The following is a 12,415-nucleotide window of genomic DNA, read 5'->3' as shown; positions in this document are numbered from 1 at the left end:
CCGCCCCGATGAGTCGATCCGTCGGCACGGCGCGGCGCGTTCCGACGGGGCTCCCCCGCGGACCGGTGTCCGGCCCTCAGGTGGCACCGCGGTCGCCGGCCTCCCGCACCCGACGGCCGTCGGCCGCGAGTGACGGGTCCGCGCCGAACCCGCCCCCGCGCAGCAGGGCGCGCCAGCGGTCGCGGCTCCAGTCGGCCGGGGCGGTGGTACGGGTGAACTCCTCGACGACGGAGCGGAACCGGGCGGGGTCGGTGTGGAACGGGAAGTGGCCGGCGCCCTCGAAGATCTCCAGCCGGCTGCCCGGCATCGCCTCGTGCGCCCGGTGGGCGTGCCGGACCGGTACCACGCTGTCCCGGTCGCCCCACAGCAGCAGGGTCGGCAGACCGGCGGTCAGGTAGCAGCGGTCCAGCATCGTCACCACCTGGCCGCGCCAGTCGACCACCGCGCGCAGGGTCCGTACGAACGCGTCGCGCGACGTGCCGTCCGGCAGGGCGTCGACGAGGGTGAGCAGTTCCGGGGCGTCCTGGCCCAGACCGGTGTCCAGGAGCCTCAGCAGACGGACGGCGAGTCCCAGCGGAAGGCGCATCCCGGGCAGCCGCAGCGCGGACAGCGCCAGCGGGGCGCCGGGCAGCGAGACCAGCCGCAGGGCGGGGTTGACCTCCCGGCCCACACCCCCCGCGCTGACGAGGACGAGGCGTTCGGTGCGCTCCGGGAACTGGTAGGCGAACTGCATGGCCACGCCCCCGCCGAGCGAGTGGCCGACCAGGGTCGCCGAGTCGACGCCGAGGGTGGTGAGCAGATCGCGCAGGCCGTTGGCGTACGCGGCCACCGAGTAGTCGGCGCGCGGCTTGTCGGAGGCGCCGTGGCCGAGCAGGTCGGGGGCGATGACGGTATGGGTGCGGGCGAGGCCGGGGAGCACGTCGGCCCAGGTCGCCGAGGAGTCGCCGATGCCGTGGATCAGGACGAGCGCCGGACCGTCGCCCGCCATGCGGAAGGCCCGCCGGTAGCCGTGCACGACACGGTGGTGCACGCCCGGCTCGCCGTCGCCCACCCGGCGCAGCCGTGTGCCGTGCGCCGGCCGGCGCCTCGGGACGTCGGTCACCGGCCGCCTCCCCTCGCCCTGGCCGCCGGCGGTCGCCCACAGCCCTCCGTTCCAGCGTAGGAGCCGTTTTCCCCGGGGGGTTACGCCGAGGTTTCACCTCCGCTAAGCGGGCGAACCGGCGCGGGACGGGACCGCATTGTCAGTGGTGGACGGCAAGCTGGGGGGTGCGCCGCCGCACGGGGGCGTACGCGCCGTCAGGGCGCGGGGGAGACGACGCCGACGCGGGGAGAGCCGACCGATGCCCACTGCCGTACTGACCGACCGCGAGCGCACCGCCGTCCAGGCCTATCTGCGGCTGCTGCACACCGTCCGGGCCGCCTTCGACGACGACGGTTCCGGCCCGCCGCACGACCGGCTGCCGCCCGTCGTCCCGCCCGCCGTCCTGGCCGAGGCCGAACAGGCCCTGCGGGCCGCCGGTCTGACGGGCAACGAGGAGGAGTTCTTCCGGCTGCTGCACAGCTGGTGCCCCGAGAGGTGAGCGGGCGGGCGCGGACGGCGCCGGGGCCGCGGGCCGCCGCCCTAGGCGTGCGGCACCGTGATCGCGGTCGCCACCAGCCCGCGCCCCACGGCCCAGCGGCCGTCGAAGTGCGCCAGCCGGCGGCCGCCGACCACGGGGCCGGGGACCAGGAGCCGGGCCCGGAAGGTGCCCCGTGCGCCGTCCTCGAGGCCGGCGTCGATCTCGATGTCGGCCTCGCTGAAGTCCAGCCACTCGCGGGTGAGGGGGAACCACGCCTTGTAGACGGACTCCTTGGCGCTGAACAGCAGCCGGTCCCAGTGCACCTCGGGCCGGTCCGCCGCCAGCCGGCGCAGCCGCTCCGCCTCCGCGGGCAGGGCGACGGCGGACAGCACGCCCTCGGGCAGCGGCTGGTGCGGCTCGGCGTCGATACCGAGCGAGGCCAGGTCGGCGACGCGCACCAGGGCCGCGGCGCCGTAGCCGTCGCAGTGGGTCATGCTGCCCGTCAGACCGGCCGGCCACCGCGGGGCACCCCGCTCGCCGGGCAGCACGGCCTGCGCGGACACACCGAGCTTCTCCATGGCGCGCCGCGCACAGGAGCGTACGACGGTGAACTCGCGGCGGCGCTTGGCGACGGCCCGCGCCACGACCGCCTCCTCCTCCGGGTACAGCGGCCCGTGACCGAACTCGGCGACGCCCTCGTCGCCGTGGGCCTCCACGGCGACGACCGTGTCCGGCAGCAGTTCCTCGATCACACGGCACCGTCCTGGGCGGGCAGGACGCGGCGGAGCCGGCCCGGCGGCTGCGCGCGCTTGCGCCACTCACGGGGGTAGCCCACCGACACCTCCTCGAAGCGGACCCCCTCGTGCCAGGTGGTCCGCGGGATGTGCAGATGGCCGTAGACCATGGCCTCGACGCGGAAGCGGCGGTGCCAGTCGGCGGTCAGCCGGGTGCCGCACCACATGGCGAACTCGGGGAAGTACAGGACGTCCGTCGGGTGCCGGTCCAGCGGATAGTGGTTGACCAGGACCGTCGGCAGGTCCTCGGGGAGGGCGGCGAGCCGTCGCTCGGTCTCGGCGACCCGCGCCCGGCACCAGTCCTCCCGGGTCGGATACGGATCGGGGTGCAGCAGGTACTCGTCGTTGCACACCACGCCGGTGCCGTGCGCGTAGGCCAGGCCCTCCTCCTTGGTGGCGCAGCCGGGCGGCAGGAACGAGTAGTCGTACAGCAGGAACAGCGGGGCGACCGCCACCGGGCCGCCGGGGCCCTCCCACACCGGGTACGGGTCCTCGGGGGTCGTCACGCCCAGCTCGCGGCAGAGGTCCACCAGGTGCTCGTAACGGGCCACTCCCCGGAGGGTGACCGTGTCCTTCGGATGGGTCCACAGTTCGTGGTTGCCGGGGGCCCAGACGACCTTGGCGAAGCGGCTCGCGAGCGTCTTGAGCGTCCAGCCGATGTCGGCCACGCTCTCCGAGACGTCCCCGGCCACGATCAGCCAGTCGTCGTCGGAGTCCGGGACCATCCGCTCGACCAGGGCCCGGTTCTCGGGATACCCGATGTGCAGATCACTGATGGCCAGCAGCTGTCCGGCACCACCGGCCGTCGACGTCACGTCCGACCCCCCGTCCCGCTCGGGCACGCGCGCCCCCGGCGGACGCGCGAACGCCACCACGACAGCACATTCGCGCGCGCGGGACAAGGACACCCCGGCGGGCGGCCCGGCCGGCGGCCCGGCGCGCCCCTTACCCGACCGGGCCGCGAACGTGAACATGATCGGAAAATCCGTAACACGCGCGTTGCACGCCGCACCCTCGGGAAGCCGTATGATCGCCCCAACACCTCCGCTTTGAACGCCCCTTCGCACGGGGCGCTTTGGTGTCCCTCCCTCCACCCTGCCCGGGCACGGGCCCGCTCCGCCCTGCCCGCGAACCGTGAAAGGCGGCCCGCATGGTCTCTCGCGTACGCGTCTGGCTCAACCGCACGTACGCGGAGAACGTGTTCTTCATGGATCAGCTGCGGCGAAATCCCAGTGATCGGGCCGTCGAGATCCACGCCACGCACGGGGACGCCGACTCCCCCGTGCTGGCCGCCGCCGACACCGCCGACCTGGAGCCGGAGGGCCTGTCCCCGGCCGCGTACGTGGAGTACGCGCTCGACCAGTGCGCCCGCCGCGGCATCGACGTGTTCGTGCCCCGGCTGCACCAGGCGGCGATCGTGGCGCACCGCGCCGACTTCGCGGCGGCCGGTACGGCGCTGCTGGCGCCGACCCCCGAGGCCGTGGCCGTCTTCGAGGACAAGGTGGTCGCCTACGAGGCCGTCCAGGCGATCGGCGTCCCCGTGCCGCCGTGGTGGCGGGTGCGGACCGCCGACCAACTCCTCGCCGCCGTCGAGGAGTTGGAGGCGGCCGGGCACAAGGCGTGCTTCAAGCCCGCCTCCGGCGCGGGCGGGGTCGGCTTCCGCGTGATCACGCGTGCCCCCTTCTCCCTCATGCACCTCAGCGGCTTCCCGACGCCGTACGTGCAGCTCGACATGGTCGTCGAGGCGCTCCGGCAGGCCGACGAGCCGGTGGACTGGCTGGTCATGCCGCGGCTGGAGCAGCCCGAGGTGTCCGTGGACTGCCTCACCGGCCCCGACAACCTGGTCCGTCTCGCCATCGGCCGCACCAAGAACGGCCGCCGCCGCGGTTTCACTCTCCAGGACCAGTGGCTGGAGCCGGCCCGGTTGATCGCCGAGGGCTTCGGGCTGCACTACCTGTCCAACATCCAGTTCCGGATGTTCGGCGAGCGGCCGGTGCTGATGGACGTCAACACGCGTCCGGCCGGGGGGCTGCACCAGCTCTCCCTCTGCGGCGTCAACGCCCCGTGGGCCGCCGTGCAGCTGGCGCTCGGCGAGGACCCCGGGGACATCGTGCCGCCGTTCCTGGGGCAGGACTACACGGTGGTGTCGGGCCCGCGCCCGCTGCGGCCGGTCTCGCTCCCGCAGCAGCGGGTCGAGGACACGGAGACGCTGCTTCCGACGGTGCCCGCACCGGTCGGCACCGTCGGGGACCAGACCCCGGCGTCGACGGCGCCCGCGGCAGCTGCGGCATCGGCGGCGGCGGAGGCTCTGCCGCTCTGACGTCGCAGGACCGAGCGTCACGCGCCGAGGTCACACGGCGGGGGCGTACAGCGGAAATCCCCCGGACTCGGATCCGGGGGATTTTTTTCCGCTCGGGGTGTATCAGGGCCCGGGTCGCGTGCTCTTAACGGTGTAACACCGAAGGCCCACGGAGGAACGACGGGGAGCACGGGGGCTCCGTGGGAGCAAGGGGACCGACGGGGGAATCGGGAACCTACGGGGGAAATCGGGGATCGACGGGGGATCCCCGGGGGAACGGGGGACGGGTCGGTCGGCCGCTGTCACGGGGAGCGACCGACCGGCCCGATGCGTACGGCGCCGGGGCCGATGTGGGCGGCCCCGGGCCGACACGACCTCACTCCGGCCTCCGCGTGGGGACTTGAGCCCGAGCATGCGGACTCGGGCCGCCGCGCGCGGACTCAGGAGCGCCTCTTCAGGCGCAGCGTCAGGATCTGGAACGGCCGCAGGGCGACCGCGACGGTGCCGCCCGCGCTGTCCGCTCCGGCCCGCACCTCCGCCTCCGCCTTCACCTCCGCCTCCGTCCCGCCCGGCGCGTCGTCGAGCGGCCGTTCGAGCAGGTCGGTGACCTCGACGCCGGCCAGCGGGAACCCGGTGCGCAGGACGCCCCGGGCGCGGCCGCCGCGGGACTCGTACAGCCGCACCACCACGTCACCCGACGCGTCGTCGGCGAGCTTGACCGCCTCCACGGTGACGCCCGCGCCGTCCACGGAGACGACCGGCGCGGGCGCGCCCGCCGCGTCGGCCACGCGCAGCGGGAGGTTGAGGGCGTAGCCCTCGGCGACGGCGTCCTCGATGCTCGCGCCGGGCAGCAGCGCGTAGGTGAGGCGGTGCCGGCCCTGGTCGGCCCCGGGGTCCGGGACGCGCGGGGCGCGGACCAGGCTGAGGCGGACCGTGGTGGTGGTGCCGCCGTCCTCGCGGACCGTGCGGGAGACGTCGTGGCCGTACGTCGAGTCGTTGATCACCGCGACGCCGTAGCCGGGTTCGCCGAGGTGCACCCAGCGGTGGCCGGAGACCTCGAAACGGGCCGCCTCCCAGGTGGTGTTGGTGTGGGTGGGGCGCTGGACGTGGCCGAACTGGATCTCGGCGGAGGAGTGCGCGGCCCGGATGTCGACGGGGAAGGCCGCCTTGAGGATCTTCTCCGTCTCGTGCCAGTCGATGTCGGTGGCGATGTCGACGCGGGGGCTGCCCGCGCGGACGGTGACGGTCTGGGTGATCGTCGAGCCCTTGCCGAAGGAACGGGTGACGCGGATCGCGCCGACGAGGGGGTCGTCGTCGGTGACGGTCACCGAGTCCGCCGCCAGCAGGTCGGTGTAGCGGTTGTGGTAGTGCCGGTCGATGTCCCAGGCGTCCCAGTGGTTGGGGAGGTCGGTGTGCAGGCGCAGCAGGTTGCCCGGCCCGGCGAGGACCTCGCGGTCCGCCCGCAGGTCGTACACGGACGCCAGGGTGCCGTCCTCCGCCACCTCCACCCGCACCAGGCCGTTGTCGAGGACGCGCCCGTCGACCGTGACCGGGTGCGGCGGTCCGGCGTCGGTGAGGGGCGCGCTGCCGCCCGCGGGCACGGCCACGTGGACCGGTGTGCCGTCGGCCGTGCGGACCACCTCGGCGCGGTCGTACGGGCTCGTGTTGAACACCCGTGGCCCGCCGGCGCCGAGCGCGGCGACCGCCTCGGCCGTCAGCGCCTCCAGTTCCTCGGCCACGCGCGCGTACTCGGCCTCCGCCTCCCGGTGCACCCAGGCGATCGACGACCCCGGCAGGATGTCGTGGAACTGGTGCAGCAGCACCGTCTTCCACAGGCGGTCCAGCGTCCCGTACGGGTAGGCGTAGCCCGGCGCGTTCAGGGCGGCCGTGGTCGCCCACAGCTCGGCCTCGCGCAAGAGGTGCTCGCTGCGCCGGTTGCCCTGCTTGGTGCGGGCCTGGGAGGTGTAGGTCGCGCGGTGCAGCTCCAGGTAGAGCTCGCCGTTCCAGACGGGGGCGTTCGGGTACTCCTCGCGGGCCTTGGCGAAGAAGTCGTCGGGGTGTTCGACGACGACCTTGGGCGAGCCCTCCAGGTCGGCGAGCCGGCGCGCGCGTTCCATGATCTCGCGGGTGGGGCCGCCGCCGCCGTCGCCCCAGCCGAACGGCGCCAGCGAGCGCGTACCGGCGCCCTTCTCGGCGTAGTTGCGCACCGCGCGGTCCATCTCCTCGCCGCTGAAGCGGGCGTTGTAGGTGTCGATGGGCGGGAAGTGGGTGAAGATGCGGGTGCCGTCGATGCCCTCCCACCAGAAGGTGTGGTGGGGGAAGGTGTTCGTCTGGTTCCAGGAGAGCTTCTGGGTGAGGAACCACTCGTTGCCGGCGAGCCGGGCGAGCTGCGGGTAGGCGGCGGTGTAGCCGAAGGAGTCCGGCAGCCAGACGCCCTTGGTCTCGATGCCGAAGTGCTCGAGGAAGAACCGCTTGCCGTGGACGAGCTGGCGGGCGAGGGCCTCGCCGCCGGGCAGGTTGCCGTCGGCCTCCACCCACATGCCGCCGACCGGCGCCCACTGGCCCTTCTTCACCGACTCCTGGATGCGGGACCAGACGTGCGGGTAGTGGTCGCGCACCCACGCGTACTGCTGGGCCTGGGAGCAGGCGAAGACGAAGTCGTCGTACTCGTCGGCGAGCGCGGTGACGTTGGAGAAGGTGCGCGACGTCTTGCGCTTGGTCTCGCGGATCGGCCACAGCCAGGCGGAGTCGATGTGGGCGTGGCCGACGCCGGACAGGGTGTGCGCGCCGGCGTGGGCGGGGCGGGCCAGGACGGGGGCGAGCACCGCGCGGACGGCCGCGGCGCTGCCGGGGACGTCGTCCAGGTCGAGGGCGTCCATGGCCCGGTCGAGGGCGTGCAGGATCTCGTGACGGCGCGGCTCGTGCTCGCCGAGGTGGGCCATGAGGTCGCGCAGGACCTGGAGGTCGAGGTCGAGGTGGAAGACCTCCTCGTCGAGGACGGCGAGGTCGGCGCGGCGGAAGGTGTACAGCGGGCGGTCGCCCGCCGTCAGGACGTCGCCGAGCGGGGTCGGGGCCGCGAAGCCGGCGGCCAGGATGTCGGGGTTGGAGGCCGCCTCGACCAGGTAGTCGACCCGCTCCCCGCCGGCCGCCGGGCGGGCGACCGGCACGTACCGGTTGAGGGGGTTGACCGCCTTCAGGGGCCGGCCGTCGGGCAGGTGGACCAGCGCCTCGGCCTGGTTGCCGGGCCAGCCGCCCGTGAACCCGAGGTCGATGACCGCCTCGACCCGCCTCCCGGCCCACTCGGCGGGCACCCGGCCGCGCATGCGGAACCAGGTGGTGCCCCAGGGCGGGCCCCAGGGGGTGTCCATGGCGAAGGGTGCGTACGGCGCGGCCGCGGCCTCCTCGAAGGGCACCGGTTCCCCGGGCGCCTGCCAGGCCTCGACGTCGAGGGGAACGGCGGCCGCGTAGAGCGCGGGCTGGATGCGCTGGGTGTGGGCGCGTTCGACGCGGTCCTCGATCCGGCGGCGTTCGTCGTGCATGGGGTCTCCAGGGAGGGAGCGGGCGGAGGGCGGCTCGTAGGGAGGCACGAAGGGCGAGCCCGGAGGGGAAAGCGCTTTCCCTACCGGTGCCTAAGGTAGGCCAAGCCCGGATGTACGGCGGTGTATCCGTCCACGAGCCGGCGGGCCACGCCGACCGAGTCGACCAGCGGGTGCAGCGCGAAGGCCTTCACCGCGGTGGCCCGGGAGCCGGACTCCGCGGCGGCGAGCACCTCCCGCTCGACCGCCTTCACCGAGCAGACCAGGCCGGTGGCGTGGCCGGGCAGCGGGGCCGCGGCCACCGGGTGCGCCCCGTTGGCGTCGACCAGGCAGGGAACCTCGATCACGGCCTCGGAGTCCAGCGCCGCGAGCGTGTTCCGGTTGCGGACGTTGAGGATCAGGGTGGTGCGCTCGTCGCGGGCGATGGCCCGCATCAGGGCGAGGGCCACCTTCTCGTAGCCGCCGGAGAGGTCGTCGGCCTCGCGCTCCCCCGCGCCGGCCGTCTCCCGGTTCTCGGCCATGTAGGTGGCCTCCCGCTCGGCGCGGGTGCGGTCCCAGGCGGGCAGCGCGGCCGCGGCCGGGTCGCGCATCTCCTCGTAGAAGCGGGCCTGCTGGTCGCGCAGGAAGGCGCCCCGGGTCCGCTCGGCCTCCCGGTAGGCGCGGACGGCCTCCCGGTTGAAGTAGTAGTAGTGCAGGTACTCGTTGGGGACCGCGCCGAGCGAGCGGAGCCAGTCGGCGCCGAACAGTCTGCCTTCCTCGAAGGAGCCGAGCAGGTCGGGGTCGGCGAACAGCCGCGGGAGTTCGTCGCGGCCGGCCACGCGCAGGCCGCGCACCCAGCCCAGGTGGTTGAGGCCGACGTAGTCGACGAAGGCGTCGCGCGGGTTCGCGCCGAGCACCCGGGCGAGACGGCGGCCGAGGCCGACCGGGGAGTCGCAGATGCCGATGACGCGGTCGCCCAGGTGACGGGACATGGCCTCGGTGACGAGGCCGGCCGGGTTGGTGAAGTTGATGACCCAGGCGTCGGGGGCGAGGCGGGCGACGCGCCGCGCGATGCCGACGGCGACGGGGACCGTCCGCAGGCCGAAGGCGATGCCCCCGGCGCCGACCGTCTCCTGCCCGAGGACACCCTCGGCGAGGGCCACGCGTTCGTCGTCGGCGCGGCCCTGGAGGCCGCCGACGCGGATCGCGGAGAAGACGAAGGCGGCGCCGCGCAGGGCCTCGTCCAGGTCGGTCGTGGTGGTCACGCGGGGGGCGTCCGGCACACCGGCCGCCTGCTCGGCCAGCACCCGGGCGACCGCGTGCAGCCGGCCCGCGTCCAGGTCGTGCAGGACGACGTCGGTGACCCGGCCCTCGGCGCGGTCGGTGAGGAGCGCTCCGTACACGAGCGGCACGCGGAACCCGCCACCGCCCAGAATCGTCAGTTTCACGCCTGCACCTTTCCCACCGGGAGCACCTCGCACCCCGCCTCGCCATGACCGGCCGCCCGGAAGGGGGCCGCTCGCCTCGTTCGTCGCCAGCCGCCGGGGAGGGGGCCGCGCGGCCGCGTCCATCAGCGGCCGCCGGGAAGGGGCCGCGCGCCACGTCCATCCGCCCGGCCACCACGACCATCCGCCAGGCCACCACGACCGCCCACCGGCGCGGCGATCACCGCCGGGCCCTGGCCACCACAGCCAAACCGACCAGTCCGGGCCACCACAGCCAGGCCGACCGGCCCAGACCACTCCAGCCGAACCTCCACGTCTACGACCCCTCGCAGGACGGATCGGTGGCGGCGTCGCTCCACCGGCACGCCGTGAACGCTACTCGTTGTCCCCGGTCAGGGCCATGGTCACCGTCGCCGGGCCGCCTTCTCTGCCATGCCGGGGCTTCAGGGTGGGTTCACCGGGGAGTTCCGGTGCCGGGCGATCCTCCGGCATGTGCACGACGGACGACCGGCCGGGTACGGAGCCGCCGGGCTCCCCGACGGCCGTGGCACCGCCGTCGGCGCCCCCGCGCATGTCGAAAGAGAGTCATGACCGAGCAGCAGCTGCCCGTCTGGGCCGACCCGTCCGTCTCCCCCGCCGCCCTCGACCCGCAGGGCGCCTCCAGGCGCCGGCTCCTGCGGGCCGCGGGCCTGTTCGGTGCCTCGTTCGCGCTCGGGTCGGCCACCGCGGCGCCCGCGTCGGCCGCCGGACGGCACCTCGGCGGTGAGGACCCGCGGCTGGCCTACCTCGTCGGCGACCACCACGTCCACTCCGTCTACAGCCACGACGCCAAGTACACGTTCTCGCAGCTGGCCGCGGCGGGCGCCGGGTACGGGCTCGACTGGATGGTGTTCACCGAGCACTCCAACGTCGGGCACGCCCGGTACGGGGCGCCGCTGGAGCACGACGACATCGTCAGGGCCCGCGCGGAGAACCCCCGCCAGCTGATCTTCCAGGGCCTGGAGTGGTACATCCCGGCCGCCGAGCACGCCACGGTCTTCGCCGCCCCCGGTCCGCACGAGGTCGACCTGCTCACCCGGTTCGAGAACGCCTACGACGGCAAGCTCCTCGGGTACACGGAGGGCGCCGCCGGCGCCGCGGACACCGCCCGCTACGAGGCCCACGCCGTCGCGGCCCTCCGCTGGCTCGCCGAGCAGCGGCGCACCGGCTACGTCGACGACGTCCTCGTGCTCGCCAACCATCCGATGCGCCTGGGCATCGACTCCCCGCACGAGATCCGCGGCTGGCGGGACGCGGCCCCCGGCATCGTGATCGGCATGGAGGGCGCGCCGGGCGCCCAGGGCGCGGCGATCCCGGGCCTGCGCGGCACCGCCTCCGTCCGGGGCGAGTACGAGAACAAGCCCTCCGCCCAGTCCTGGGCGGGCTACCCGGCGGACGCCTACCTCACCTACGGCGGGTTCGACTGGGCGACGGCGACGGTCGGCGGGCTGTGGGACGCGCTGCTGGCCGAGGGCGGGCTGTTCTCCGTCACCTCGAACTCCGACGCGCACCGGGTCGTCTTCGACACCCTGCGCAACGGCGACTGGCCGGCGGGCCGGACCTTCGACGACACCGGCCGGCTGCCGGACCCGGTGGACACCGGCACCGCGCAGCCCGGCAGCGACTTCTGGCCCGGCCAGTTCAGCCGCACGCACGTCGGCGTCACCCGGCACGGCTACCGCCCGGTGATGGCGGGCCTGCGCGCGGGCCGGGTCTGGGTGGACCACGGGCACCTGCTGGACGGGCTGGAGGTGCGGCTGACGCGCGAGCGCGACCACGGCCGGGGCGTCACCCTCGGCGGCCGGCTGCGGGTGCGCAGGGGTGAGCGGCTCACCCTGAGCGTCACCGTCACCACCGCCTCCCGGCCCAACCCGCAGGGAATCCTGCCGGAGTTGGCGCACGTGGACGTCATCCGCGGCGCGGTGCGCGGCCCGGCCGCCGACCGCGACGCCTGGCGGGCGCCGGACACCAGGGTCGTCGCGACCCGGGACGTCGGCGGCCGTACGGGGAGGTACACCCTGCGCGTCCCGCTGACCGCCGGCGACGAGTCCTTCTACGTACGGCTGCGCGGCAGCGACGGCAACCGGCACGGCGCCGGGTACCTGGGCGCCGCCGTCGACCCGCACGGGCCGGTCCCGCACACGCCGGGGGACGGCGACCCGTGGGCCGACACCTGGTTCTACTCCAACCCGGTCTTCGTGGACGTCGTGGGCTGAGCGCGCCCGCCGGGAGGGCTCACGCGTAGAAGCGGGCTCACGCGTAGAAGCGGGACAGGCTCCGCAGCGCCGCGGCCGGCTTCGTCCCGCCCTCGATCTCGATCGTGCCGTCGACGGTGATCTGCACGCCCCCGGGCACGTCCGCGACCTCGGTCAGCCGGGCGGCCAGGCGTACGCGTGAGCCCACCGTCACGGGGGACGGGAAGCGCACCTTGTCCAGGCCGTAGTTGACCTTCGTGGTGACGCCGCGGACGTCGAGCAGTTCGGTGAAGAGCGGGATGAAGAGGGAGAGCGTGAGGTAGCCGTGCGCGATGGGGGCGCCGAACGGGCCGTCCTTGGCGCGTTCGGGGTCCACGTGGATCCACTGGTGGTCGCCGGTGGCGTCGGCGAAGGTGTCGACGCGTTCCTGGGTGACCTCGATCCACTCGCTGGTGCCCAGGTCGCTGCCGGCCAGCTTCTTCAGTGCGTCGAGACCGTCGACGGTGATGCTCATGGAATCGTTCCTTCGTCAGGAGTCGGTGGGAGTCGGTGGGAGTCGGTGGGAGTCG

9 protein-coding genes are annotated in these 12,415 nt (G+C 74.3%); 3 read left to right on the top strand and 6 right to left on the bottom strand.

Translation table 11 applies throughout. From position 1 onward, the window contains the following. Window positions 1–76: 76 nt before the first annotated feature. A complete protein-coding gene (locus ACFYWQ_RS33250; RefSeq protein WP_389521671.1) occupies window positions 77–1,102 on the bottom strand; it encodes an alpha/beta fold hydrolase in 1,026 nt (341 codons plus the stop codon). Between the two features lie 238 nt (window positions 1,103–1,340). Here ACFYWQ_RS33250 and ACFYWQ_RS33245 point away from each other — a divergent pair, with 238 nt between their 5' ends. Beyond that, window positions 1,341–1,580, top strand: coding sequence for a hypothetical protein (locus tag ACFYWQ_RS33245; protein ID WP_389521669.1), 240 nt, complete (start codon window positions 1,341–1,343; stop codon window positions 1,578–1,580). Between the two features lie 41 nt (window positions 1,581–1,621). Here ACFYWQ_RS33245 and ACFYWQ_RS33240 read toward each other — a convergent pair whose 3' ends face one another. Both ACFYWQ_RS33240 and ACFYWQ_RS33235 read right to left on the bottom strand, forming a co-directional pair. After that, window positions 1,622–2,311, bottom strand: a complete 690-nt coding sequence (locus tag ACFYWQ_RS33240; protein WP_389521668.1) for a 4'-phosphopantetheinyl transferase — start codon at window positions 2,309–2,311, stop codon at window positions 1,622–1,624. Next, the gene (locus tag ACFYWQ_RS33235) at window positions 2,308–3,168 is read right to left on the bottom strand and encodes a metallophosphoesterase family protein (protein ID WP_389521666.1); all 861 of its coding nucleotides are present in this window, start codon (window positions 3,166–3,168) and stop codon (window positions 2,308–2,310) included. Before ACFYWQ_RS33235 ends, ACFYWQ_RS33240 begins: the two co-directional genes overlap by 4 nt. Window positions 3,169–3,503: 335 nt before the next feature. On the opposite strand from ACFYWQ_RS33235, the gene ACFYWQ_RS33230 reads away from it, so the two are divergent. Beyond that, window positions 3,504–4,673, top strand: coding sequence for an ATP-grasp domain-containing protein (locus ACFYWQ_RS33230; RefSeq protein WP_389521664.1), 1,170 nt, complete (start codon window positions 3,504–3,506; stop codon window positions 4,671–4,673). 419 nt (window positions 4,674–5,092) lie between these two features. On the opposite strand, the gene ACFYWQ_RS33225 is transcribed toward ACFYWQ_RS33230, so the two are convergent. Together ACFYWQ_RS33225 and ACFYWQ_RS33220 are read right to left on the bottom strand one after the other, a co-directional pair. Continuing rightward, window positions 5,093–8,191 carry an alpha-mannosidase gene (locus ACFYWQ_RS33225; RefSeq protein WP_389521663.1) on the bottom strand — a complete coding sequence of 1,033 codons (3,099 nt, stop codon included), beginning with the start codon at window positions 8,189–8,191 and terminating at the stop codon, window positions 5,093–5,095. Window positions 8,192–8,271: 80 nt separating this feature from the next. Beyond that, window positions 8,272–9,615: a 6-phospho-beta-glucosidase gene (locus tag ACFYWQ_RS33220; protein WP_389521661.1), complete on the bottom strand. Its 1,344-nt coding sequence runs from the start codon at window positions 9,613–9,615 to the stop codon at window positions 8,272–8,274. Window positions 9,616–10,199: 584 nt separating this feature from the next. Here ACFYWQ_RS33220 and ACFYWQ_RS33215 point away from each other — a divergent pair. Continuing rightward, window positions 10,200–11,867 carry a PHP domain-containing protein gene (locus tag ACFYWQ_RS33215; protein ID WP_389521660.1) on the top strand — a complete coding sequence of 556 codons (1,668 nt, stop codon included), beginning with the start codon at window positions 10,200–10,202 and terminating at the stop codon, window positions 11,865–11,867. Between the two features lie 37 nt (window positions 11,868–11,904). On the opposite strand, the gene ACFYWQ_RS33210 is transcribed toward ACFYWQ_RS33215, so the two are convergent. Continuing rightward, window positions 11,905–12,360, bottom strand: a complete 456-nt coding sequence (locus ACFYWQ_RS33210; RefSeq protein ID WP_389521658.1) for a MaoC family dehydratase — start codon at window positions 12,358–12,360, stop codon at window positions 11,905–11,907. Between the last annotated feature and the right edge of the window lie 55 nt (window positions 12,361–12,415).

Source organism: Streptomyces sp. NPDC003247, from assembly GCF_042888135.1.
Classification (GTDB): domain Bacteria; phylum Actinomycetota; class Actinomycetes; order Streptomycetales; family Streptomycetaceae; genus Streptomyces.
This window is presented reverse-complemented; position numbering and strand designations above follow the sequence as displayed.

Coding starts and splice junctions, on each gene's coding strand:
- ACFYWQ_RS33245 (WP_389521669.1), top strand. CDS start 1,341: ATGCCCACTGCCGTACTGACCGACCGCGAGCGCACCGCCGTCCAGGCC.
- ACFYWQ_RS33230 (WP_389521664.1), top strand. CDS start 3,504: ATGGTCTCTCGCGTACGCGTCTGGCTCAACCGCACGTACGCGGAGAAC.
- ACFYWQ_RS33225 (WP_389521663.1), bottom strand. CDS start 8,191: ATGCACGACGAACGCCGCCGGATCGAGGACCGCGTCGAACGCGCCCAC.
- ACFYWQ_RS33215 (WP_389521660.1), top strand. CDS start 10,200: ATGACCGAGCAGCAGCTGCCCGTCTGGGCCGACCCGTCCGTCTCCCCC.
- ACFYWQ_RS33210 (WP_389521658.1), bottom strand. CDS start 12,360: ATGAGCATCACCGTCGACGGTCTCGACGCACTGAAGAAGCTGGCCGGC.